Origin of the sequence: Centipeda felix, assembly GCF_900186465.1 — a bacterium.
GTDB lineage: Bacteria > Bacillota > Negativicutes > Selenomonadales > Selenomonadaceae > Centipeda > Centipeda felix.
This window is the reverse complement of record NZ_LT891959.1, coordinates 745,928-770,045: the sequence shown is the minus strand read 5'-3', so window position 1 is coordinate 770,045 and position 24,118 is coordinate 745,928. Positions and strand designations below refer to the sequence as shown.

26 protein-coding genes, 3 tRNA genes and 1 riboswitch are annotated in these 24,118 nt (G+C 55.1%); of the genes, 21 read left to right on the top strand and 8 right to left on the bottom strand.

Going from position 1 to position 24,118, the window contains the following annotated elements; genetic code table 11:
* Positions 1–16: 16 nt before the first annotated feature.
* The 4 genes from C1713_RS11045 to C1713_RS11030 all read right to left on the bottom strand — a co-directional run bounded on the left by C1713_RS11045 (position 17) and on the right by C1713_RS11030 (position 2,903).
* On the bottom strand, positions 17–1,153 hold the full coding sequence (locus C1713_RS11045) for an acyltransferase (protein ID WP_102493939.1): 1,137 nt from the start codon (positions 1,151–1,153) through the stop codon (positions 17–19).
* A complete protein-coding gene (locus C1713_RS11040; protein WP_102493938.1) occupies positions 1,140–1,874 on the bottom strand; it encodes an SIMPL domain-containing protein in 735 nt (244 codons plus the stop codon). Before C1713_RS11040 ends, C1713_RS11045 begins: the two co-directional genes overlap by 14 nt.
* Before the next feature lie 83 nt (positions 1,875–1,957).
* Complete coding sequence (locus C1713_RS11035) at positions 1,958–2,260, bottom strand: hypothetical protein (RefSeq protein WP_006690132.1); 303 nt, start codon at positions 2,258–2,260, stop codon at positions 1,958–1,960.
* A gap of 274 nt (positions 2,261–2,534) precedes the next feature.
* Positions 2,535–2,903 carry an IS30 family transposase gene (locus tag C1713_RS11030; protein ID WP_245871129.1) on the bottom strand — a complete coding sequence of 123 codons (369 nt, stop codon included), beginning with the start codon at positions 2,901–2,903 and terminating at the stop codon, positions 2,535–2,537.
* 102 nt (positions 2,904–3,005) lie between these two features.
* On the opposite strand from C1713_RS11030, the gene C1713_RS11025 reads away from it, so the two are divergent.
* The 5 genes from C1713_RS11025 (at position 3,006) to C1713_RS11005 (ending at position 8,038) form a co-directional block, all read left to right on the top strand.
* Positions 3,006–3,722 carry a transaldolase gene (locus tag C1713_RS11025; RefSeq protein ID WP_102493936.1) on the top strand — a complete coding sequence of 239 codons (717 nt, stop codon included), beginning with the start codon at positions 3,006–3,008 and terminating at the stop codon, positions 3,720–3,722.
* A gap of 26 nt (positions 3,723–3,748) precedes the next feature.
* The gene (locus tag C1713_RS11020) at positions 3,749–4,207 is read left to right on the top strand and encodes a PTS sugar transporter subunit IIA (RefSeq protein ID WP_102493935.1); all 459 of its coding nucleotides are present in this window, start codon (positions 3,749–3,751) and stop codon (positions 4,205–4,207) included.
* A gap of 34 nt (positions 4,208–4,241) precedes the next feature.
* Entirely contained in the window at positions 4,242–4,517 is a 276-nt protein-coding gene (locus tag C1713_RS11015) for a PTS sugar transporter subunit IIB (protein ID WP_212669104.1), read from the top strand.
* Between the two features lie 27 nt (positions 4,518–4,544).
* Positions 4,545–5,909: a PTS ascorbate transporter subunit IIC gene (locus C1713_RS11010; RefSeq protein ID WP_102493934.1), complete on the top strand. Its 1,365-nt coding sequence runs from the start codon at positions 4,545–4,547 to the stop codon at positions 5,907–5,909.
* A gap of 77 nt (positions 5,910–5,986) precedes the next feature.
* Positions 5,987–8,038, top strand: coding sequence for a BglG family transcription antiterminator (locus tag C1713_RS11005; RefSeq protein WP_170950818.1), 2,052 nt, complete (start codon positions 5,987–5,989; stop codon positions 8,036–8,038).
* A 625-nt stretch (positions 8,039–8,663) separates the two neighbouring features.
* Here C1713_RS11005 and C1713_RS10995 read toward each other — a convergent pair.
* Positions 8,664–8,828, bottom strand: a complete 165-nt coding sequence (locus C1713_RS10995; protein ID WP_245871128.1) for an IS3 family transposase — start codon at positions 8,826–8,828, stop codon at positions 8,664–8,666.
* Between the two features lie 448 nt (positions 8,829–9,276).
* On the opposite strand from C1713_RS10995, the gene htpG reads away from it, so the two are divergent.
* The 11 genes from htpG to C1713_RS10940 all read left to right on the top strand — a co-directional run bounded on the left by htpG (position 9,277) and on the right by C1713_RS10940 (position 19,093).
* Complete coding sequence (htpG, locus tag C1713_RS10990) at positions 9,277–11,226, top strand: molecular chaperone HtpG (protein ID WP_102493932.1); 1,950 nt, start codon at positions 9,277–9,279, stop codon at positions 11,224–11,226.
* A gap of 10 nt (positions 11,227–11,236) precedes the next feature.
* A complete protein-coding gene (locus C1713_RS10985; RefSeq protein WP_006690130.1) occupies positions 11,237–11,908 on the top strand; it encodes a TerC family protein in 672 nt (223 codons plus the stop codon).
* A 1-nt stretch (position 11,909) separates the two neighbouring features.
* On the top strand, positions 11,910–12,296 hold the full coding sequence (dhaM, locus tag C1713_RS10980; RefSeq protein WP_006690129.1) for a dihydroxyacetone kinase phosphoryl donor subunit DhaM: 387 nt from the start codon (positions 11,910–11,912) through the stop codon (positions 12,294–12,296).
* A gap of 37 nt (positions 12,297–12,333) precedes the next feature.
* A riboswitch (FMN riboswitch) is annotated at positions 12,334–12,474 on the top strand.
* Between the two features lie 110 nt (positions 12,475–12,584).
* Entirely contained in the window at positions 12,585–13,688 is a 1,104-nt protein-coding gene (gene ribD, locus C1713_RS10975; protein WP_102494077.1) for a bifunctional diaminohydroxyphosphoribosylaminopyrimidine deaminase/5-amino-6-(5-phosphoribosylamino)uracil reductase RibD, read from the top strand.
* A 9-nt stretch (positions 13,689–13,697) separates the two neighbouring features.
* Complete coding sequence (locus C1713_RS10970) at positions 13,698–14,333, top strand: riboflavin synthase (RefSeq protein WP_102493931.1); 636 nt, start codon at positions 13,698–13,700, stop codon at positions 14,331–14,333.
* Between the two features lie 222 nt (positions 14,334–14,555).
* Positions 14,556–15,770, top strand: a complete 1,215-nt coding sequence (locus tag C1713_RS10965; RefSeq protein WP_102493930.1) for a bifunctional 3,4-dihydroxy-2-butanone-4-phosphate synthase/GTP cyclohydrolase II — start codon at positions 14,556–14,558, stop codon at positions 15,768–15,770.
* A 17-nt stretch (positions 15,771–15,787) separates the two neighbouring features.
* Positions 15,788–16,405, top strand: a complete 618-nt coding sequence (locus C1713_RS10960; RefSeq protein WP_102493929.1) for a DJ-1/PfpI family protein — start codon at positions 15,788–15,790, stop codon at positions 16,403–16,405.
* A 12-nt stretch (positions 16,406–16,417) separates the two neighbouring features.
* Positions 16,418–16,882 carry a 6,7-dimethyl-8-ribityllumazine synthase gene (gene ribH, locus C1713_RS10955; RefSeq protein WP_050342840.1) on the top strand — a complete coding sequence of 155 codons (465 nt, stop codon included), beginning with the start codon at positions 16,418–16,420 and terminating at the stop codon, positions 16,880–16,882.
* 4 nt (positions 16,883–16,886) lie between these two features.
* Entirely contained in the window at positions 16,887–17,450 is a 564-nt protein-coding gene (yfcE, locus tag C1713_RS10950) for a phosphodiesterase (protein ID WP_102493928.1), read from the top strand.
* A gap of 6 nt (positions 17,451–17,456) precedes the next feature.
* Entirely contained in the window at positions 17,457–18,362 is a 906-nt protein-coding gene (gene hslO / locus C1713_RS10945; RefSeq protein WP_102493927.1) for an Hsp33 family molecular chaperone HslO, read from the top strand.
* Positions 18,359–19,093, top strand: a complete 735-nt coding sequence (locus C1713_RS10940) for a M48 family metallopeptidase (RefSeq protein ID WP_102493926.1) — start codon at positions 18,359–18,361, stop codon at positions 19,091–19,093. The genes hslO and C1713_RS10940 overlap by 4 nt, the downstream gene beginning before the upstream one ends.
* Positions 19,094–19,135: 42 nt before the next feature.
* On the opposite strand, the gene C1713_RS10935 is transcribed toward C1713_RS10940, so the two are convergent.
* Positions 19,136–19,684 (bottom strand): beta-class carbonic anhydrase, encoded by a 549-nt coding sequence (locus tag C1713_RS10935; RefSeq protein WP_102493925.1) that lies wholly within the window; start codon positions 19,682–19,684, stop codon positions 19,136–19,138.
* A gap of 152 nt (positions 19,685–19,836) precedes the next feature.
* Positions 19,837–20,028, bottom strand: coding sequence for a 50S ribosomal protein L28 (gene rpmB, locus C1713_RS10930; RefSeq protein WP_009752959.1), 192 nt, complete (start codon positions 20,026–20,028; stop codon positions 19,837–19,839).
* A 339-nt stretch (positions 20,029–20,367) separates the two neighbouring features.
* Between rpmB and codY the strand changes: the two genes are divergently transcribed.
* The 5 genes from codY to C1713_RS10900 all read left to right on the top strand — a co-directional run bounded on the left by codY (position 20,368) and on the right by C1713_RS10900 (position 22,426).
* Positions 20,368–21,198, top strand: coding sequence for a GTP-sensing pleiotropic transcriptional regulator CodY (codY, locus tag C1713_RS10925; RefSeq protein ID WP_009443033.1), 831 nt, complete (start codon positions 20,368–20,370; stop codon positions 21,196–21,198).
* Between the two features lie 295 nt (positions 21,199–21,493).
* Positions 21,494–21,568, top strand: a tRNA-Glu gene (locus C1713_RS10915).
* A 5-nt stretch (positions 21,569–21,573) separates the two neighbouring features.
* A tRNA-Asp gene (locus C1713_RS10910) sits at positions 21,574–21,650 on the top strand.
* 11 nt (positions 21,651–21,661) lie between these two features.
* A tRNA-Phe gene (locus C1713_RS10905) sits at positions 21,662–21,737 on the top strand.
* 83 nt (positions 21,738–21,820) lie between these two features.
* The gene (locus C1713_RS10900) at positions 21,821–22,426 is read left to right on the top strand and encodes a DedA family protein (RefSeq protein WP_102493924.1); all 606 of its coding nucleotides are present in this window, start codon (positions 21,821–21,823) and stop codon (positions 22,424–22,426) included.
* Positions 22,427–22,480: 54 nt separating this feature from the next.
* Here the strand turns inward: C1713_RS10900 and brnQ are convergent, their stop codons facing one another.
* Positions 22,481–23,869, bottom strand: a complete 1,389-nt coding sequence (brnQ, locus tag C1713_RS10895) for a branched-chain amino acid transport system II carrier protein (protein WP_420542805.1) — start codon at positions 23,867–23,869, stop codon at positions 22,481–22,483.
* Between the last annotated feature and the right edge of the window lie 249 nt (positions 23,870–24,118).

Genomic DNA, 24,118 nt, shown 5'->3' with positions numbered 1-24,118 from the left:
TTCAACGGGGGATTCCTTAATTTTTCTGCTTCATCCCGATGGTCAGTTCATTCACCAGCGGGATATGCTCCCCGATGCGCCGCATGATGACTGCGCCGCACAGCGACAGCAGAAGCGCTGCCGCATACATGGCGAGGGCGAGCGGGGCGGTCAGTACGTGTCCTGTCCGATGAAGGACGGCGAGCAGATAGGTGATCGCCATCGGGTGGGCGAGATAGATGAAGTAGGAGTGCTTTCCGAGGATCTGAAACGCACGCCCCAGCATAGTCTCTGTCCCCAGCCGTGTGAAGAACGCAAAGAGTGCGAGCGATGCGCCGATGGTGTAGAAGATGCCGAGCGGTGAAAGCTGATGTGCGGTATAGATTCCCTCAAGCGGGGTATAGCCGTCCACGAGGAGCAGTTTGTAGTACCATGCGAGGAGGGCGATGAGGCTCAGAATACCGAACGCATAGAGCTGACCCGCTCGGTGCAGCATCCACGTACGGAATGTCTCCCAGTGGAGGGCGATATAGCCGCCGAGAAGGAAGATAAAGACGTAATGCACGACCCAATAGTTCAGCCGATAAAAGAGCAATGCACGCAGAAGCGATCCCTCGGGCAGTCCGTAGACGTAGAGGTTGAACGCCGTATCGAAGCTTGACCAGTAGTCAAAGGCAATCTGGAGAGCGAGGATGCCCATGAGCAGCGGCAGCGTCATGCGGCGCAGGAGGGTGCGCCAGAGCGGCATCAAGAGGTAGAACCAGATCAGAATGACCATGAAGTAAAGCTGATACTTTGCATTGCCGAAAAAGAGAATCCCCGGAATGGACAGAAGAGGCGGAAAGCCGACACCGTAGTGCCATGCGTCATGAAGAAGATAAAAGAGCGACCAGATGAGGTAGGGGATGACGACAGCATGGGTACGGCGCCTGAGGAAATCCCGATAGGAAAACGGAGCGGATGGGGATTTTCCATAGAACAGACCGAACGCCGAGATAAAGAAAAAAATCGGCACGCTAAAGCGCGTGCCGATGTCGAAAAGCGCTACCAGATGAATGTTTGGCGATGGGTTGGCGAGATACTCCGCGCCGATGTGGATGCCGATCACGCCCATCATAGAGATGCCGCGAATTGCCTCGACAGCAGATACGCGCGGGCGCTTACTCGACGACATAGGTCACGTTGACCGTAGCAGCGACCGAGAGTTCGCCTGGTGCGATCGGCGTCGCTGCGGCCGATGCGCCCTTCGCCATCATCATCGGCATATAGTTTTCGTTGCGCGGCATGTCTGCCTGTGTGTCGGCGTAGACATTTGCGATGCGGACGAGGCGGGCGCCAAGTGCACTGGCGACCGCCTGTGCCTTCTCTTTTGCGCCGTGTACCGCATCTGTGAGAGCCTCATTTTTGGCGGCGCTCGTATCGCTCGCCGTGAAGTTCAGCGAGTCGATGCGGTTCGCCCCATTTGCAAGTGCTGCGTCGATGATCTTGCCGACATTGTTGAGGTCCCGCACGGTGATGACGACGGAGTTCTGTGCGGTATAGCCGATGACTTCGCTGCGGCTGCCGTCGCGCATATCGTAACGCTGTGAAAAATCATAGTGCACGGTCTGAATGTCGCGGTCGGCGACACCGAGTGCGCGGACGGCATTGTGGACACGTGCCGTCTGTGCGGCGTTCTCTGCGTGCGTGCGTGCAGCATCCGCCTCCTCCGTGACAACGCCGACAGTGATCTCCGCCGTATCGGGGGCAACGTAGGCGGTGCCCGTTCCCCCGATCGTGATCGTCGCGGGCGTGGGTGCCGTGGTCTCGGCAGCGGATGCCGCTCCCATTGGCAGGGCAAGTGCGAGTGCGAGCACAGAGGTGCGCGCGAGCGAAGTGAACGAAATCTGCTTCATGAAAATCCTCCGTTCTTTAGAGCAATACGCCTAAAACTGTGTTCATTATAGCATAATCTCGCAGAGGTTCAATGAAATCAGCATTAACCGAGTTCGGCGTATAGCTGCTCATTATATTTCTTTGCCGCCACGTATGCCCAGATCGCGCAGATCGGCCATGTAAGGAACACACCAAATCCGAGTGTGAAGATTCCGATGACAATGTTGACGAGAAACATGATGAGTGCACCCTTAAGTGTCGAGTAGCACATGCCAAGCGGACCAAAGAAGAATCCGAGACCCGCGGCAAGCCCAACATTTTTCGTCGACTTTACAATGATCGTCTGCGGCCTCTGCGGCGTGTTTTGTTCTTGCTGCGGCTGCTGTGTGTTCTGCTCCTGATCCATGGTACATCTCCTTTTCAATAAAGAACTGCCTATAAAAATCACTTTAGAGTATACCGAAAAAAGCCGTGGATTGCAAACAGGAAAATATGACCGGAGGCTTGCATGATGAGGTGGATTGCAAGAATAAGTTGCACGGTCAGAAAGACTAGCAGAGCGAAGCCTTGCGGCACTCATTCAGGAAACATTCCTGTGCAGTGTGGTAACCGAGTTTCTTTCGTGGCAGGTCTCTGAGTCATTGTTGTATCGCCATGATCTCATCAGCAGAGCAATCCTCTCAACGCTTTTCCTTTGGGATAGAACCTCGTATGATGTGGTTCATGTTCTCGATCATCTCTTTGTCACTCGGACAATATGGATGCGCGTAATAGATGCGTAGACGACGTCCCTCTTCGAGTTTGGGAAGACGGGAAAACTCCGTCCCATTATCCGTCGTAATCGTCTCAAAAAGTTCTTCGAAAGAGGCACCGAACTCTTCTTGAATGCAGCGCAGCGCCTTCATGATGGAAACGCTCTTTTTGTCCTTCACTTTGCGCAAACATGGGAATCGGCTCTTGCGCTCAGCAATGGCAAGAAGAGCTTCCCTTCCTCCGCATCCACCAAGTATTCGGTCGGTTTCCCAAAGCCGGATTGAAAACCTGTCCATAAAACCACTTTTGCAGAAAAAGAACCGCAAGTTTTCCGTATTTACACATAACCTTTGTAAATTATATAATAATTTCAAGGCAACTCTAGAAAGGAGCATCCTATGAAATTACAGGATTTAAACATCAAGATTTTCGCCGACGGTGCAAATCTGGAGGACATGCTCAGCGTCTATCACAAGGGGGTCGTCCGCGGCTTCACCACCAATCCGTCCCTGATGAAGAAGGCTGGCGTCAAGGATTACAAAGCATATGCCCGCGAGGTTCTGCAGCACATCCCGGATGATCCTGTGTCCTTCGAAGTCTTTTCCGATGATTTCGTCACAATGGAGAAGGAAGCGAACACAATTGCCGCATTGGGTGACAATGTGTATGTCAAAATTCCGGTGACGAACACGAAGGGCGAATCCTCCGCACCGCTCATTCAAAAGCTGTCCGCAAAAGGCTGCAAGCTCAATGTCACGGCGATCTTCACGCTGGAGCAGACACAAACAGTGGTCGATGCGCTGTCAGCAGATACACCTGCCATTGTCTCGGTGTTTGCAGGCCGCATTGCCGACGCCGGCGCCAATGCCGCCGCGCTGATGAAAGAGGCTGCTGCAATCTGCGCAGCAAAGCCGAAGGCAGAACTCCTGTGGGCAAGCTGCCGCGAATTCTACAATATCATCGAAGCCGAAAAATGCGGTTGCCACATCATCACTGTACCGAATGACATCTTGGCAAAGAGCAAGAACTATGGCAAGGATCTGGAGGCATACTCACTCGAAACGGTACAGGGCTTCTATAAGGATGCGTCCGGACTCGGATTTACGATTTTGTAAGGCCGACAGGCTGTAGGTGATATGGCATGATTGAAAATTTGTTTACCGAACAGACGGTGGCTGTCAATGTGGCAGCAAAAGACTGGGAGGAAGCAGTTCGCTATGGCGGAGTAATGTTTGAAGCCGTCGGCAACACGACGGCGGAATACGCAGATGCCATGGTAAATACGGTCAAAGAGATCGGGAGTTATATCGTCATTGCCCCGGGAATTGCAATGCCGCATGCGCGTCCGGAGTACGGTGTGAAGAAGCTGGGCATGGGATTCGTGCGGCTCGCATCTCCTGTTCCCTTCGGCAACGAGGAATACGACCCCGTGGATTTGCTGATCTTCCTCTGTGCGACCGATCACAATTCCCACATCTCCGCGCTGGCAGAGCTCATGCAGCTCCTCGAAGACGAAACGTTCTTGGAACGCGTGCGTGCCGGCATGACAAAGAAAGAGATCCTTTCCTACATCCATAGCGGAGCTTTTAAAGAAGCATAAAGGATCCTGTTATGTAAACAAAGGAGTCAATCGTATGAAATTGAAGATATTGACGGTATGCGGCAACGGCATCGGCAGCAGCCTCATGCTGGCAATGAAGATACAGGAAATCTGTGCAGAGGAGGCCATTGACGCGGATGTCGAGTCCTGCGATTTTAATTCCGCGCAGGGGCGCCCTGCTGACCTCATTGTCACAGTCAAGGAACTGGCACAGCAGTTTGAGGGGCGCAATGTAGCCGTCATCCGCAGCTATGTAAACAAGAAGAAGATCAAAGAGGATGTGCTCGACGCCTTGCTCGCTCTGAAATAACACCGACAAGACAGGAGGTAGTTTCATATGGAGTTCTTGGAATTTTTACGCGACGTGCTGCAACAGCCGGCGCTCCTGATTGGTATTGTATCCCTTGTGGGTCTGGTCGCACTGAAAAAGCCATTCTATAAGATTATGACCGGCACGCTGAAGCCGATCCTCGGATATCTAATGCTCGCTGCCGGCGCAGGTTTCATCGTAGAAAATCTGGATCCCCTCGGAAAGATGATTCAGGAGGGCTTCCATATCACCGGCGTTGTCCCGAACAACGAAGCGATCGTGTCCGTGGCACAGCAGGTCCTCGGCGTAGAGACGATGTCCATCCTTGTTGTCGGTCTGGTCGTCAACCTCTTGATCGCCCGCTTCACAAAGTTCAAGTATGTCTTCCTTACAGGACATCACAGCTTCTTCATGGCGTGCCTCCTCTCCGCGGTACTCGGCACAGCCGGCATGAAGGGCATGGAGCTCATCTTGAGCGGCGGTTTCCTGCTCGGTGCTTGGAGTGCGATTTCGCCTGCAATCGGTCAGGGCTATACGAATCGTGTCACAGAACATGACGGTATCGCCATGGGGCATTTCGGCAGTCTGGCATATTACATCTCGGCTTGGGTCGGTTCCAAGGTAGGCAATGCAAAGGACAGCACGGAAAATATCGAGATTCCGGAGAAATGGGGATTCCTGCGGGATACCACCGTCTCCACCGCCATTACCATGACGTTCTTCTATCTGCTCGCAGCCATTGCAGCCGGTCCGACCTATGTCGGCACACTGTCCGGCGGCATGTCCCCATTCCTCTTTGCGATCATGGCAGGCCTGAAATTCGCCGTCGGCGTCACAGTCGTCTACTCCGGCGTTCGCATGATTCTCGGCGATCTGATCCCGGCATTTGAGGGTATCGCAACGCGCGTCATCCCGAACGCAGTTCCTGCGGTTGACTGCGCAGTCTTCTTCACCTATGCGCCCACAGCTGTGGTCATTGGCTTTGTTGCATCGTTCATCGGCGGCATCGTCGGTATGCTGCTCCTCGGTGTTGCTGGCAGCGTGCTCATCATCCCCGGCCTTGTTCCCCACTTCTTCTGCGGCGCTACGGCCGGTATCTTTGGAAATGCCACCGGCGGGCGCAGAGGTGCGGCGATCGGCGCATTTGTCAACGGACTTCTCATCAGCTTCACGCCAGCCCTTCTGCTTCCCGTCTTGGGGTCGCTGGGCTTCCAGAATACCACATTCGGTGATTTCGACTTCGGCGTTCTCGGCATTGTCATCGGCTCTCTTGCGAATGCATTGGGAGAAACGGGGATCTTTATTATCCTCGGACTCTTCTTGGTCGTCTTGTTGGTGCCAAACTTCATCCAGACCAAAGGAAAAGTCATCAACAATCCTGACGAAGAATAATATGTCACGTCAGTTCCATGGGAAGTGCCTGCTGAGGCACTTCCCATGTTTCCATTCTCCCAAAAGGCGGTGATCTTTTGCTGAACGAACGCTGTGGTGAAATCCTGCGCCGTATTCTACAGAACAAAACAGCTCTGAGAGTCGAGATGTTAGCGAAGGATCTTGGCATAAGCGAGCGTACGATTCGCTATGACCTGAATCGCATCGATGACTATCTGAACGAGCAGGGGCTCCCTCCCCTATCTCGGAAGTCGCGCGAGGGCATTTCCCTCCATCTCACGGCAGCGCAGGTGTCACGCTTTCAATCCGGTGCCTATAAAGAAGAACCCTATCGTTATGTGCTCTCGCAAAAAGAGCGCATTGCCGCAATCGCCTATACACTCCTGTCTCATAACGACTATATTCCAGTACAACTATTGGCAGACAACCTGCACGTCAGCAAGACGACAATCTACGCCGATATACAGGAATTCAAAGAGCAGCTTGATCCGACGGGCAGATACGTCAAGACAGCAAAAGGAAAAGGAGTCCTTCTGACGGGGAATGAATCTGCTCTGCGAAATCTGGTGCTGCACAGCCTTTTGATGAACTCTGATGAACTGAATTTCTCCGATGTTTCCTATCTTGAAATGTTTCACCTTATCTCGTTGGAACGATTGCAGGATTTTGTCAAAGAGGCAGAAACGCAGCTGAATAAGTTTTTCTCTGATTATGCCCTGCGTAATATGGTGCTTCATCTGGCGATCGCCGTGAAGCGGATTCAGCTCGGAAGAACAGTGGAAATGGTGCACGAAGAGCTCAGCCACCTGATCAAAGCACCGGAATTTTCCGTTGCAGCAGGGATTGCCGCACGCCTTGAGGAAACGTGCGCTATTCACATTCCCGAGTCCGAGATTGCCTATATTACAATTCATCTGCTGGGCAGCAGCTTCTCCACGGAAACACAAGCACAGGATATTTACCTTCAGATGGTGGTTTCCACATTGATTGCGCGCATGTGTCAGGAATGCGGTATCCCATTCGATCGCGATGAACAGCTGTATGAGAATCTGGGCGAGCATATGGGACCGGCCATCTATCGGTTCCGCCATGGGATCAATATCAACAATCCATTGATCGACGAAATTAAGGCGGACTATCCCCATATTTTCGGATGTGTACGGCGGGCGATGTCACAGTTGGAAAAGGAGTGGAACATCCAACTCAGCGATGCAGAATGCGGTTATCTCTCCATTCACTTTCTGGCTTCCAGAGAACGCATGCAGAGGAGGCATAAGAGAAAAGCACGCGTCCTTCTCATCTGTGACGCAGGCATCGGTACATCGCAGCTTATTCTTTTGCGTTTGCATTCCATTTTTGACTTTGAAACCGTGGGGACAATGCCTGCGCATGTAGCTCCGGAGCAGCTGCGAAAAAATGACCTCGATCTTGTTGTCACAACGATCCCTCTGTCGAACTGCCCCGTTCACTGCATTCAGGTCACACCGTTTCTGACAGAAAAAAACATCAGCGATCTCAGCATCTTCTTCTCCCAATACGATCGAAGTGCGGACATGGCGCCCACCGAGGATCTTTCGGATCGCGTGCTTCGGGAGATCAGTCCCTTTTGTGTGATTAAACAGCCCGTGGAGCTGCGCAGCGCACTGGAGCGAATCTTAGGGAGCCGGCGAACCGTGCGTCCCTCCCTGCGGGAGCTGCTGAGCCCGCGCCGTATTCTCCTGAATGCTACGGCGCAAGATTGGCGTGAGGCGGTGCGCCTCGGAGGTGACCTGCTCCTGTGCGACGGCTGCATCACAGAACACTATATTCAGGCAATGCAGGAGAACATTGAAAAGCTGGGCAACTATATGATTCTTTTCCCATATATTGCAATGCCACACGCGCGTCCGGACGAGGGGGCTCTGTGCAGTGCATTCAGCATTGTGGTCTTGCAGTCTCCCATTCCATTTGGCTCCGATGCACAGGTACAGATCATCATCACCCTCTCGGCGATCGATTACGAAACGCATACACAGGCGCTCAAGGATCTGATGTATCTCTTGGAAAACACACCATTTTATGACGGACTGATTCGTGCGTCATCTGCCTCCGATGTACTGGAGCTCTGCACGATCAGAGAAACAATATAGGGGCTGTTGCACAATATGGGTCTTGTACTGAAAGAATTCCGTATGTCTCCATATTCACTCGAAGGTATCCATAGGCGGTCATGGAGATCTCCTCTTCTTCTGGGCAACAAAATTTCCTGCCACGCGTAAATCCTACGTGAATATGGAGTTCCTTCATGGAAGTTTTCTCTTTCGAGGGAAGGAACTCAGCACGTTCCACACGTCAAGGTTCCTCAAGATTCAACGCGGCAGAAAACAAAAGGAAATCGCTGATAAAATAAAGCCCGTCAGATTGGCGTAGATTTTTTCGTCCGAACAAGGAGGGAACCCAGACGCATAGCCAAAGCGATGTGGAGAATTTGCCGACAAAGTGCGGGCAAAAAAGATGCGTTAATTGGGGAATTATTATATCATGCGTGCCTATCGCCGTAATCTTTTTTGTCGTAAAGAATCAAAACCACCAGTTGAACTGGTGGTTTGAACAGGCCCTATAAGGCCAAAATGCTTGTGGCAGCACCTTAAAAGGTACATCGGATTGCACTAATCAACAAAAACTGGACACAAAAATCTAAAAATTATCCATGGAATTTTGAATACTATACAACGCCATCGAAGATATGATACCCAGAATACCGATAGCTATCTTTCAAACGTTACCTGCGATGGCCTGAGCAGCACTTTCGCGCTTTGACACAAACCGTTCCCGATACTGCTTCGGCGTAAGGTATCCAAGTGTGTACGCTGGGCGTTCTTCGTTAAAGAAGCGGATGTAATCCGATACCTGTTCCGGGACGTTCTCCGGTAAGGTAATATGAAAATCCGTAAAGAGCAATCGCTTGATAATACTTGATGTCCTGTGTTATGCTTTTCATGAGAATGCCTCCTTTGTGTGTAGTTTGTTTTGGTAGATAGAGCATAACACAAATTGGCTTTCTTTTTTTATTTACTTGTGTAACATCTCTATTGTAATCCTACAGACTCTTTCCTCGAATGTGAGATGTGCCCCTTTGCGATGCGACGAGTTTGTGGTACACTTTAGTTGTTCCATAGCGGATCTCCTTTGGTAGATGGGTCTGTTCAACTCTATTTTACCAGATGGCTTCCGCTATGGAGCTTTTTATATGTGCAACTTAATTTTACAATCGACCGGCTTGCATGATGATGAGAAAGAATTTGACTTTTTGTCATTTTTCGTGTACGATAGGCATAGTTTTGCATCACCTTTATTTAGTGGTGCGTAGAAACAGGGGGAACGATATATGGCAAAAGAGACATTTGAGTTTCAGGCAGAGACAAAACAGCTTCTCGAGCTGATGATCCACTCGATCTATACAAACCGCGAGATTTTTCTGCGCGAGTTGATTTCAAATGCGTCAGATGCGATCGACAAGCTCCACTTTGAGAGCCTGACGAACCGCGACATCCTTGAGGGCAACGAAAACTATGAGATTTTCCTCGTCCCGGATAAGGACAGCAAGACGCTGACGATCTCCGATAACGGCATCGGTATGTCGCGTGCAGAGGTCGTGGAGAACATCGGAACGATTGCAAAGTCGGGCACGAAGGCATTCATGGAGCAGCTGGCAAAGGCGAAGGAGGAAAGCGGCGGCGCACCGGACAAGGATCTGATCGGACAGTTCGGCGTGGGCTTCTACTCTGCGTTCATGGTCGCAGAGCGCGTGACGATCGTGACGCGCCGTGCCGGTGAGACGCAGGCAACGCGTTGGGAGTCGGCGGGCGACGGCAGCTATACGATTGAGGATGCAGAGAAGGAGTCGCGCGGCACGACGGTGACGATCCACCTCGCGAAGGAGTTCACGGAGGGCGAGACGGACTACACGGATACGTTTGTGCTCGAGAGCCTTGTAAAGAAGTACTCCGACTACGTGCGCTATCCGATCCGCATGAACGTGACGACGGAGGAGATGCCGCGCGATGATGAGGGAAAGATCATCGAGGGTGCGGAGAAGATCAAGAAGACGGAGCTGCGCACGCTGAACTCGATGCAGCCGCTCTGGACGCGCGCGAAGTCCGAGATCAAGCCTGAGGAGTACAACGATTTCTTCCGCGACCAGTTCCACGAGTGGGAAGCGCCGATGGAGGTGTTCCACACGAAGGCGGAGGGAACGGTGGAGTATACGGCGCTCCTCGAGATCCCGGCGCGAGCTCCGTTCAATCTCTATCAGGCGGACTATGAGCCCGGCATTCAGCTCTACTCGCGCCATGTTTTCATCATGGACAAATGCAAGGATCTGCTGCCGGACTATCTGCGCTTTGTCAAGGGCCTCGTTGACTCGCCCGATCTCTCACTGAACATCTCGCGTGAGCTGCTGCAGCAGAGCCGTGAGCTGAAGACCATCGGACGCGCACTGGAGAAGAACATTCTCAAGGCACTGGGCAAAAAGCTCGACAAGAACCGCGAGGACTACGAAAAGTTCTGGGAGCAGTACGGCCGCGCACTGAAGATCGGCATCTACAACAGCATGTACTCCGGCCGCGATACGGTGGACAAGCTGAAGGATCTCCTGCTCTTCCACAGTTCGAAGGAGGGTAAGCTTGTTTCGCTGAAGGAATACGCTGAGCGGATGCCCGAGGGCCAGAAGAGCATCTACTACGCAACGGCAAAGGATCAGACGACGATTGAGCAGCTGCCGCAGATGGAACAGCTGCGTGAGCGCGGCTTCGAGGTGCTCTTTCTGCTCGACCCGGTGGATGAGTTCGCCATTGAGACTGTGCGCGAGTATGACGGAAAGAACTTCCACTCGATCAGCCGCGGCGACCTCGATCTTGGTGATGCGGAGAGCGAGGCGGCGAAGAAGGAAACGGAAGACATCGCCAAGGCGAACGACGATCTCATCAAGGACGTAAAAGAAGCCATCGGTGACAAGGTCGCTGAGGTGAAGATATCACAGCGTCTGCGGTCGAGTGCCGTCTGTCTTGTCGCGGATGAGGCGGGCCCGTCGCTCTCAATGGAGCAGATCTTTGCCGAGATGAATAATCCGATGTTCAAGGCGCGGCGCATTCTTGAGATCAATCCGCATCATGAGCTTTTTGCAAAACTGCAGCAGGTGCACGCGGCAGGCAAGGACAGCGAGGAGTTCAAAGACTACTGTGATCTGCTCTACACGCAGGCGCTGCTCATCGAGGGGATTCTGCCGGAGAACCCCGTCGCCTTTGCACAGAAGCTTGCCAAGATGATGGCGAAGTAAAGGAGAAGCTGTGGAAGTCGAACTCTTCTCATCGCAGTTCTTTGTGGCACTCTTCTCGATCATTGTACTTGATCTCGTGCTCGCAGGGGACAATGCCGTCGTGATTGCGATGGCGTCCAACCGCCTTCCTGCGCATCTTCGAAAGCGCGCCATCTATGTCGGGACGGCGGGCGCGATTGTCGTACGTCTCATCATGACGTTCTTTGCGGTGCAGCTGCTCTCTGTGCCGTACTTACAGGCACTCGGCGGGCTGGTGCTGCTGCCGATTGCCGTGAAGCTCCTGCGCCCTGCCCACGGCGAGGAGCATATCGAGGCGGCGGAGACGTTCGCAGGGGCAGTCAAGACGATCATCATCGCCGATGCGGCGATGGGGATCGACAACGTGATTGCCATCGCGGGCGCGTCTCACGGCGACTTCCTGCTCGTGGTGCTTGGGCTGCTCATCAGCGTTCCGATTGTCGTCAGCGGCAGTCAGCTCATCGGAAAGCTGATGGAAAAGTATCCCGTGCTCGTTGTGCTCGGTGCGGCGATTCTGGGCTGGACAGGCGGCTCGATGATTGTGCACGACCGTACGGTTGGTGTGATGATTCTGGCGGCACTGCCGCAGGCGGCATATCTCCTGCCGGCGATACTCGCGGGAGCGGTGTGCGGCATTGGGGCATGGACACGGCGGAGAGGCTGATATGGTCGGACTTGTGATTGTAACGCACAGTGCCGTGCTCGCGCATGGCATCGCGGAGACGTGCCGCATGATGGCAAAGGATGCGCATATCGCAACGGCGGGCGGCATGGAGGACGGCGGCTTTGGGACGAGTTATGCGCGCATTACGGCAGCGATCGACAGCGTCTGCAGCGCTGACGGCGTCGTTGTGCTCGCGGATGCGGGCAGTTCTGTGCTGACGGCGGAGACGATCATCGAGGAGATGCGCAGCAGCCGCGTGCGCATGGCGGACTGCCCCATCGTTGAGGGCAGTGTGGTCGCCGCGATTGCCGCGGTCTGCGGGGCGGATCTCGATGAGGTCGTGCGCCGCGCTGAGGAGACACGCGGCACGTGCAAGATTTACAATTGACAGTCCAAATACAGAATGATACAATAGCATATGAATGATGCTCTTTGAGGCGGGGTGAGAATCCCCACCGGCGGTACAGCCCGCAAGCTGCTTGTGAGAGCGGCATGATTCGGTGTAATTCCGGAGCCGACAGTGAAGAAGGCAGATGCTTTCGCAGTCTGGATGAGAAAAGGCGCGTCTTATGATAGGAACATGGATATGCAATATCTGTGACTTCTTGGGACGATTTATGTGCCGCCGGAGGAGATTCTTCCGGCGGCTTTTTTGTTTTTTTATGAATGGACGGTTATGAACGAAACGGACGAATCCTATATGCGCGAGGCTCTGCATCTGGCAGAGTTTGCGCGCGGGCGCACGTCGCCGAATCCGCTCGTGGGGGCGCTCATCGTACGTGACGGGATCGTCGCTGCGAGCGGCTGGCACCGTGCGGCGGGCGAGCCGCACGCGGAGATTCACGCGCTCCGCATGGCAGGGGAGTTGGCACGCGGTGCGACGCTCTATGTGACGCTCGAGCCGTGTGCGCATCAGGGGCGGACGGGCCCCTGTGCCAAGGCGGTGATCGCCGCAGGGATCACGCGCGTCGTGGTGGCGCTCCGTGACCCGAATCCGCTTGTCGCAGGGCGCGGAATCGCGATGCTTGAGGCGGCGGGCATCGAGGTCGTGACGGGCGTCTGCGCGGCGGAAGCGCGGCGGCAGAACGCTGCGTTTCTCACGTGGGTGACAACGAAGCGCCCCCTCGTCACGCTCAAGACGGCGATGACGCTCGACGGGAAGATCGCAAGTCATACGGGGGCGTCGCGCTGGATTACGGGCGAGGAGGCACGTCTGCGCGTGCATGAGATGCGCGATGCGAGCGACGCGATTCTCGTCGGCATCGGCAGTGTGCTCGCGGATGACCCGAGCCTGACAACGCGACTGCCGCATCGTGCGGGGAAGAATCCGCTGCGCGTCGTACTGGATTCGGCGGCGCGCACACCGCATGATGCGAGACTGGTGACGGACGGAGCGGCTCCGACGGTGATCGCCGTGAGTGAGCGTGCCGATCCGCAGCGTGTGGATCGCCTCCGCGCATGCGGCGCAGAGGTGGTGACACTCGGGGCGGAGCGCGTGGAGCTCCTGCGCCTGCTCGACTGGCTCGGCGCGCGTGACTGCACGTCCCTCCTCGTCGAGGGCGGTGCTGCGGTGAATTGGTCATTTCTTGCGGGCGGCTATGTGGATCGGATCTGCGCCTTTATCGCCCCTATGCTGATGGGCGGCGGGGAGGCACCGACACCCGTCGGCGGTGTGGGCTTTGACGCGCCGCAGGAGGCACTGCACCTCTATGATATGCACGTTGAACAGGTCGGTGCGGATCTCCTCGTGACGGGCAGTCTGCACACACCGGCGGAGTGAGGTGAGGATATGTTTACAGGAATCATCGAGGAGGTCGGTACATTTGCCCGCCTCTCGGGCGGCGTGCTCTCGATCGGTGCACATCTCGTCCAGTCGGATGCGCACATCGGCGACAGCATCGCCGTGAACGGCATCTGCCTCACGGTCACCTCATTCGATGCACAGGGCTTTTCTGCCGACGTGATGCCCGAGACGGTGCGGCGCACCTCGCTCGCGGAGCTGACACGCGGCGCACCGCTCAATCTGGAGCGGGCACTGCTGCCGACGACGCGCATGGGCGGACATTTCGTCAGCGGGCACATCGACGGCGTGGGGAAGATACGAGCCATGCGCGAGGAGGGAAATGCAACTCTCATGACGGTCGCCGCCGATGCAGACATTCTGCGCGGGATTGTCGAGAAGGGCTCGGTTGCCCTCGACGGCATCAGCCTCACCGTGGCGGCAGTCGGCGCGGCGGACTTTACCGTCAGCCTCATCCCGCACACGCGCACGGTGACGAATCTCGGCGCGAAGCGCATCGGCAGTCTGCTCAACATCGAGACGGACATCCTCGGAAAATATGCGCTGAAGCTGCTCGGGGGTGAAAGTTCTGCTGCGGGGAAGACGGGGCTGACGCGGGAATATCTGATGCAGCATGGGTTTTAGTGTGGTAGATGTGGGGTGCGATGTCCCTAAGCGAACCCTAGTGAAGCAAGCGGGGAAAGCATGCGTTCTGTCCCCGGCGTGCTTCTTTCGTTTAAGCGCAGCGCGTTTAAGAAGTGCGCCGGTATTTAGACAGATAAGCATGCGACCGCTTGCGTAACGAGGTGTTCGCGTGGGACTCGCAGCACAGAGATGTCATATTCACAATACTTTAGGAGAAATAGCATGTCAGATTTTGCAACGATTGAACAGGCGATTGAGGATATCAAAAATGGAAAGATGCTCGTCGTCGTGGACGATGAGGACAGGGAGAACGAGGGCGACCTCATCGTTGCGGCAGAGAAGATGACGCCGGAGCACATGAACTTCATGGCGACGCATGCACGCGGGCTGATCTGTACGCCGATCATCGGCAGCCGTCTCGACGAGCTTGAGATCGGTCAGATGGTGGAGAACAACACGGACAACCACGAGACTGCCTTCACCGTCAGTGTCGATGCGTACGACACGACGACGGGCATCTCTGCGTACGAGCGGTGCCACACGGTCAAGATGCTGCTCGATCCTGCGGCAAAGCCAGCGAATTTCCGCCGCCCGGGGCACGTCTTCCCTCTGCGTACGGTCGAGGGCGGCGTCCTGCGCCGTGCGGGACACACCGAGGCGACGACCGACCTTGCGCGGATGGCAGGACTGTTCCCCGCGGGGCTCTGCTGTGAGATCATGGCGGATGACGGCCACATGATGCGCACGCCCGAGCTGAAGGCGTTTGCGAAACAGCATGGGCTGAACATCATCACTATCAAGGATCTCATCGAGTACCGCAAGCATACGGAGAACTTTGTCCATCGGATTTCGGAGGTGGACTTCCCGAGCAAGTATGGGCATTTCAAACTGATCGCCTACGAGAACACGCTCAATAAGCGCTGTGACCTCGCCGTCGTCAAGGGGGATGTGCGCGGCAAGGAAAATGTTCTCGTGCGCGTACACTCGGAGTGTCTGACGGGGGATGCGCTCGGCTCGATGCGCTGTGACTGCGGCGATCAGCTCACAACGGCAATGCGCCGCATCGAGGCGGAGGGCGAGGGCGTCGTCCTCTACGTGCGGCAGGAGGGACGCGGCATCGGGCTTGCGAACAAGATGCGCGCTTACGCACTGCAGGACCAGGGGCGCGATACCGTCGAAGCGAACGTCGAGCTCGGCTTTGCGCCGGATCTCCGCGACTACGGCATCGGCGCACAGATCCTTGCCGATCTCGGGCTTTCGACCATCCGTCTCTTGACGAACAATCCCGCAAAGCGTGCGGGGCTTGAGGGCTATGGGCTGACGATCGTCGAGCGCGTACCGCTCGTCATCCATCCGAATGAGCATGACCGTCGTTACATGGAGACGAAGAAGGAAAAGATGGGACATATCCTCAGCGATGAGGAATTGGGGAAATGAGTGCGAGGGCGTGAGAGATGAAGACGGTTTTACTGGCACTTCTTGAACAGTATGCAGACTGGGAAGCTGCGTACGTGTCGACAGCAATTCACATGCTTGGTCAGGGAAAATTTGAGGTCAAGACAGTCTCCCTCTCGAAAGAACCTATAACCTCCATTGGCGGCATTCATGCGGCGGCGGATTATACAGTGGATTCTGCACCGAAGAATTACGATGCTCTGCTCCTCATCGGCGGTATGAGATGGCGCGAAGAGCGTGCACAGAAGATGATCCCATTGGTCGAGCATTGTGTGAAAAACGGCAAGATACTTGGCGGGATTTGCGATGCGGCGGCGTTTTTAGCATCCATCGGTGTGCTCGATTCGGTCAAACATACGGGCAATCGTTTGTCTGCACTGGAGGAATGGCAGGGGACGAAGTACAAGGGAGCGGAGAACTTTCAAGCGCGACAAGCCATCTGCGATAAGAATATCATTACGGCAAACGGGGCTGCACCTCTGGAATTTGCCAGAGAAGTTCTGACTGCGCTCCATGCTGCGGAGGAAACTCTGATCGAGGATTGGTACAGCCTGCATAAATTGGGGTATTATAATGCATCATCACACAATCAATTTGTGAAGATGATGGAGGAGTAAGGAGAAAATAATATGGCAAACATCATCGAAGGCTACATCAGCGGCAAGGGGCTGAAATTCGGCATTGTTGCCGCGCGTTTCAACGAGTTTATTGTGAGTAAGCTGGTTGGCGGTGCACTCGATACGCTGCATCGTCACGAAACGGCGGATGGCGACATTGACGTGGCGTGGGTGCCGGGTGCGTTCGAGATCCCTCTTGCGGCGAAGAAGATGGCGGCGAGCGGAAAGTACGATGCGGTGCTCTGCCTCGGGGCGGTCATTCGCGGCTCGACGACGCACTACGACTACGTCTGCAGCGAGGTGTCGAAGGGCGTCGCACAGGTCGGCCTCCAGACGGGCGTGCCGACGATCTTCGGCGTCGTGACGACGGAGAACATCGAGCAGGCGATTGAGCGCGCGGGCACGAAGGCAGGCAACAAGGGCGCCGATGCCGCGATGGCGGCGATGGAGATGGCAAGTCTCCTCGGAAAGCTGTGATGCGATGAAGATTGGCATCATCAGCGATACGCACGGACATGAGGGCGCATGGACGCGCGCGTGCGAGAAATTTTTCACGGGAGCAGACCTCATCCTCCATGCGGGAGACGTTGCCTATCATGGCCCGCGCAATCCGATGAAGGCGGACTACAACCCGATGAGACTGATCGAGCGCATCAACGCCTCGGAGATCCCCGTCATCATTGCCAAGGGAAACTGTGACTCGGATGTGGATGCGAGCTGTCTCACACTTCCCGTTCTGTCTCCCTACGCCTACGTCTTTTGGGAGGGGCGGCGCATCATCGTCACGCACGGCGATGCCGTTATGACGGATGCGGAGAAAGATGAAATGGCGCAGCATCTGCGCGCTGATCTCTTTATCAGCGGGCATGTGCACGTCACCGTTCTCGAAAAGCGCGGCAATACGGTGTTTCTCAACCCCGGTTCGGCAGCGCTCTCGAAGCGCCCCGACGGGCGCAATACCGTCGCTGTCCTCGAGGACGGCACGATTCGGATTTTTGATATTGATACGGGCGATGTTCTGCATGAGCGTGCGCTCGACTGGTAAGACGATATGGATCAACTGGTAAAAGCAACGGCGGTAAACGGACAGCTGCGCGTATTTGCGGCGGTGACGACGGATGTGGTCGCCGAGGCAATGCGGCGGCATGACTGTTGGCCCGTTGCGGCAGCGGCACTCGGACGCACGATGACGGGCGCGCTCCTCTTTGCCGCAAATCTCAAGAACAAGGAATCCGTTACGATCAAATTCAAGGGAGACGGACCTCTCGGCACGGTGACGGCGGATGCGACGGCGGATGGCTCGGTGCGCGGCTGTGTCGATCATCCGCATGTGCATCTGCCGCTGAATGCGCACGGCAAGATCGATGTCGGCGGCGGCATTGGGCAGGGCATCCTTTCCGTCACGCGCTTCACGGGGCTGAAAGAGCCCGTGACGGGCAGCGTCAATATCGTCAGCGGAGAGATCGCCGACGATCTCATCCACTACCTCTACACCTCGGAGCAGACACCGTCCTCGATCGGGCTCGGTGTCCTCGTCAGTCCCGAGCTGCAGTGCCTCGGCGCGGGCGGCTTCTTCGTCCAGCCTCTGCCGGGCGCATCGGATGCAGTGATTGACCGCCTTGAGGCGAACCTGAAGGGGATTTCCTCTGTCTCTCACATGGTGGAGGGCGGCCTGGATGCGGAGGGCATCATCCGCAGCGTCCTCGGCGGGTTTGACGATGTAAAGATCCTTTCCCATACCGATCTTGCCTTTCGCTGCAACTGTTCGAAGAACTACATCACCGACCGTCTGCTGACCCTTGGTGAGGCAGATCTGCGCGCACTCCGCGACGATGGGACGGCAGAGGTGAAATGCCACTTCTGCGGTGCAGTCTATACCTTCGATCAGGAAGAACTCGACGCCATGTATAACGTCGCGCAGAAGATGCGTGCGATGCGTACAGGACATGAAAAATGAAGGGGCACGGGCGCATCCTGCGCGAGGTGGAGCGGACACTGGCGGGGATTCCTGCCGTCATCCGCTACAAGAACATCAAGAACCTCTACCTCCGCGTCAGTGCGGATGGCAGCCGCATCGAACTCAGTGTGCCGCGCCGCACATTGCTGTGCGATATGGAGGACTTCGTCAGGCACAGGCGTGCGTGGATTGAGGCGCGCCTGCGTTCTATGCGTGCAAAAAAGCCCCCGTCGCTTTATGCGGCGGGGGATATTGTGCATCTTTGGGGCAGGGGATATCCTATTGTCGATGCTCCGCTGGTACAGGGGAAGGCGTATGTCGAATGTGTCGGCGGGATGATTTTGCTCCACGCGCCTGCGGACGCGGATGCACAAACGCGCCGTGCGGCAGTCGATGCACTCTGCCGTCGTGAACTCACAGCGGCGATTGAACGGGAAGCACCGCACTGTGAGGCAATTGTCGGAAAACATGCCGAACGTTGGCGCATCCGCGCGATGAAGACACGCTGGGGCAGCTGCAATGTGCGGACGGCTTACATCACGCTCAATCTGCAGCTGGTACAGTATGACGTGCGTGCTCTGCGCTATGTCATGATGCACGAACTCACGCACCTATGGGTGCGTGGGCACAACGCGCAGTTCTACGCCCGCATGGATCGCTGTTTCCCCGACTGGCGTGAAGTAAAGAAGGTACTAAATACTTGGGCTCGGGAAAACAGTGAGATGCAATAAAAAACGCTCCATTCGGAGCATTTTTTATTGTGCTGCTTTATCTTATTTTGCCGCGCCGATCTTCTCCGCTTCCTCCGTGACGATCAGGCGTCCCGTGTGCACATCGTAGATGTAGCCGTGGATCACGATGGATGCGGGGACGAGCGGATGCGTGCGCAGACGGCGCACATCGCGGGCGAGATTCTCCTCGAGCTCTCCTGCAATCGGCATAAAGTCAATGTAGTGTGCCTCGACGGCATCGCCGCCGTGCGCGGCAGCATCCTCCTCAAAGCGCGCGCATACCGCCTCGTTGGTGAGGCCCTGCATCCCGCAGTGCGTGTGTTGGATTACGAACCACTCGTTCGTGCCGAGCATCTTGTAGGAAATCAGCAGCGAGCGGATCACATCGTCCGATACGCGTCCACCCGCGTTGCGGATCACGTGCGCATCGCCCTCCGCGATCCCCGCAAATTTTGCCGGGTCGAGACGGCAGTCCATGCACGTGACGACGGCAAACCGCCGCGTTGGATCGTGTGATAGCCCTCCTTTGTCGCCGAATGTGGCGACGTAGCGCTCATTTGCTGCACGGATCTCTGTGACATTTGTTCCCATTGGCGAACCCCTTCTCTCTCCGATATCGCTGCAATTTCTTATAAAAAAACCGCCCGAATTAAGAAAACACGGATAAATTTAGCATGCTAATTGGGCACATCTCATTTATCAGCGATTTCTTAAACAGACGGATTTTCTATGCGCGTATTCGCTCAAACGGCACGCTCGACGCTGCCGGAACGCAGGCAGCGCGTGCATACATTGACACGCTTGACCTCACCCTTGACCAGGGCGCGGACGCGCTGAATGTTCGGCTTCCACTTACGCTTCGTCTTTACATGGGAGTGGCTCACATTGTTGCCGCTCATCATCCCTTTGCCGCAGACCTCGCATACACTTGCCATTGTTACACCTCCTCAACGTGGGCTTCACTCAAGCCGCACGCAAACACCGTGTCATTATACTATGATTCTCTCCGTTAAGCAAGGTGTCATAGAAAAAATTCTAAGAGATTCTTGATCGAATGAACTCCACTCCAAATAAGACAGATTTTTCGAAATTATCACACTGAACTATAAAGAGATAGAATAATTTTATCAATGGAAGAGGGAAAACATTCAAGTATTTCTTGAAATTTTACAAAAATGTAGTATGATAAATATGAAGGAAAAATGTATCTTGCGGGGTGTGGTTATCGTTTCGCAGAGCTGTAAGGGTGCAGCTCGGGAAAGAGGGGGATACAGATGATTACATTGCTGGGAAAGACGCGGCAAATCAATCGTCTGCTCCAACGTTCGGAAAGCGTTGAGTATGACGGGATTTCACGTGTATTGAGTAACGTCCTTGAGGCAAACGTTTATATCACCGACGAAGGAGGACGCATCTGCGGCTATGCGTTCTATGATGATAATGACGACCTCATGACAAATGAGGCGATTGAGCTGGGACAGTTCCCGCGCAAGTTCGTGGACTGGCTCAACCGACTTGAGGAGACGCGTTCCAACATCCGTGTGGGAACGGATGGCGCGTCCTTCGAGAAAGAGATGGCAGAACTGTTCCATGAACAGAACATTGTCGTTACACCGATCTATGGACCGCGCCGTCGTCTCGGGACGCTCGTTGTGTCGAATGCCAAGAAGGAGTTCGGCGACCCTGATCTCCTGCTCAGCGAGTACGGTGCGACCGTCGTCGGCATGGAGATGCTGCGCGACACGGCACAGAAGAACGAGATCGAAGCACGTCAGCGCGAGGCGGTACGGATTGCGGTGGAGACACTCTCGTACTCTGAGCGCAAGGCGGCACATGCGATTCTGCAGGAGCTCGCGAGCCAAGGGAAGTTCGAGGGCAGGCTCATCGCATCGCGGATCGCCGACGAGGCAAAGATCACGCGCTCAGTCATCGTCAATGCACTCCGCAAGTTCGAGTCCGCCGGTGTCATCGAGTCGAAGTCGCTCGGCATGAAGGGCACCTTTGTGCGTGTCACGAACTCGTATCTCATGGAGAAACTGCCGGAACTCGAAGAGTACGCCGCTGATGTTCAGTGGGCGAATCTTGGCAGCGGGATGACGCTCTGAGATCGGATTTTATATTGTATGTAGATTGTAAGGAATCGCTGATAAAATGAGGTCTGTCAGATTGGTGTAGATTTTTTGTCCTATCAAGGAGACAAACCGGACGCATAGCTGAAGCTATGTGGAGGATTTGTCGACGAAGAGAGGGCGAAAAAGATGCGCTAAGATGACAGGACTGAATTTATCAGTGCTTCCGTAAATAAAATTTGTTGACAAGTGGGGTAAAATCCCATATAATGGCGTTCGTGAATGTGCGGCGGATGGTCTGCAAGGATCATCCGCCGCACAACGCGGATACGGCGCGTTGGTCAAGTGGTTAAGACACCGCCCTTTCACGGCGGCTTCACGGGTTCGAATCCCGTACGCGTCACCAGGAACGGCCCGGTAGTTTAGTTGGTTAGAATGCCGCCCTGTCACGGCGGAGGTCAGGGGTTCAAGTCCCCTTCGGGTCGCCATTTTTCCTTTTGCCTCGGTAGCTCAGTTGGTAGAGCAGGGGACTGAAAATCCCCGTGTCAGTGGTTCGATTCCGCTCTGAGGCACCACCTTGTAGCTGAGTCTCCGGTGCATCGTGTACGCACTGGGGATTTTTTGTTGGACGTTCTCTGTCTTGAAGGAGCGCATACCCGTGGAGCACTTTACGCAGATATTTCTCTCATTCATCGCCTCATGGGGCTATGTCGCCGTTGCCGTCCTCATGGCAGCGGAGAACGCGTGCATTCCCATTCCCAGTGAGCTGATTCTTGGCTTTGCCGGCTATCTCATCTTCGCGGGACACATGTCGTTCGAGGGCGCACTCCTTGCGGGCATGGTCGGCGGGCTCCTCGGCTCGCTCTTTGCCTATGAGATCGGCGCGCGCGGCGGGCGTCCCTTTGTGGACAAATATGGAAAATATTTCCTCATCAAGCAGTCACACGTAAATGTCGCACAGGACTGGTTCGACCGCTATGGACTCAAGGCGGTGTTCTTTAGCCGCATGCTGCCCGTCGTGCGCACCTTTATCTCGCTGCCGGCAGGATTCGCCCGCGTCGACCCGAAGCGCTTCTTCCTCTATACGATTGCGGGCGCGCTCCCGTGGACGGCGGCGATCCTCTACGCCGGCATGGTGCTCGGTGAGAGATGGACCGACCTCATGGAATACGGACACGAGGCGAGCATGATCTTCGTCGTTGTCGCCGTCATTGTGATTGTCGTCCTCTACCTGCGCTGGCGGAGAAAGAAGAATAGAAAATAAAAATGGCTTGTTGCACGAAACTGCAAATTTCGTACAACAAGCCCTCTTTTATGTCTATGTATCTGCTTCCTTGGGCGCCGGCGCTGTCTGAAAGAGCGAGACGCAGAGTCCAATGAGTGCACCGATGGCGGCGGGACAGACCCACCCCATCATGATCCCATAGAGGGGAATGGTTTGACGCAGCAACTCATGCAGAGCGGCGGGACACAACCCTGCCGCATGAAGACTGTCGATCAGCGAGAATATGAGTGTGAGAAAGATTGCTCCCTGATAGATGCTCTTTCGCCAGCCAATGAAATGATCGAAGAGCGAGAGAATCACAAAGACGATGACGAGCGGGTAAATCGTGACGAGGAAGGGCACGGCAAGCGTAATGATCTGGGTCAGCCCGATGTTCGAGGCGGCAAAGCTGAACAGAATGGAGATCAGAAGGAGCCGTTCGTACGAAATGCGGCCCTTTAGCAGCTTGTTGAAGAACAGGGCAGCACTCGACGTGATGCCGCAGCACGTTGTCAGACACGCCAGCCCGATGATGACGGCGAGCAGCAGATTGCCCGATGCGCCGAAGAAAATCCCGACGGCACCCGCGAGAATCTGCCCGCCGTTCTCTGACTGCCCCAGTACCGAGGCACTTGTCGCACCAATGTAGGCGAGCGATCCATAGACCGCCGTCATGAGCGTCACCGTGATCAGTCCCGAGATCAGACAGGCCGAGCCGATGGCATGGCGATCTGTGATCCCGCGCATCTGAATCGCATTCGTCACGAGTGCACCGATGGCGATCGAGGCAAGTAGATCCATTGTCTGATAGCCGTCCTGAAATCCCTGTGCGAATGGCGCCTCTAGGTAGGCGCCTGTCGGCGCAAGGATGTTCCCCAGCGGCGCGTGGAACGCCTGAGCAAAGAGGATAAAGAGAACAACGAGTAGAGCAGGGGTCAGCATCTTGCCCACGCGGTCGATGATCTTGTTCGGGTTCAACGAGAGATAGTAGGACGCAGCAAAGAAAATCGCCGTGTAGATCAGCTGCCCTAGTGCAAAATTCTCCTCCGTGAGGAACGGGCGGATACCGATCTCAAACGAGACTGCGCCCGTGCGCGGCATCGCAAAGAGCGGGCCGATGATGAGATAGAGCAGGATGAGCAGCACCGTCGCAAAGCGCGGCCATGTCTTTTCGCGCAGCAACGGCGTATATTCCCCGCCTGTCAGTGCGATCGCCGTGATGCCGAGCAGCGGCAGACCGACGCCCGTCGCCATAAAGCCGATCATCGCAAGCAGGGTATGCTCACCTGCCGCCTGTCCCAGTGCGGGCGGAAAGATCAGATTTCCCGCGCCGAAGTAGATGGAGAACATCATAAATCCGAGCGTCAAAAGATCCTTTTTATTTAACTTGTTTATGATTGATCCCTCCGAATCATATCCAAAAATTTCGATAAAATAGTTCAATTTGCATTATTACAGAATTGGGTCGGTATGTCAAGAAAGCATCGACGCCATTTCATGGGATATGCCGTGAATAATTTTATCTCTTGATCCCTTCATTTTATCCGCGGTTCCTTTACTAATCGGCGAATATATAGTATGATACAACTGATAACGATGATAATCTGATTTGTGGTCCTGTCACGGAGAGGATTGGTCTCGACCAGAAACGTTGTGACGTAAAACAGGTGTAAGGGGGACGTTTCTGTCCCG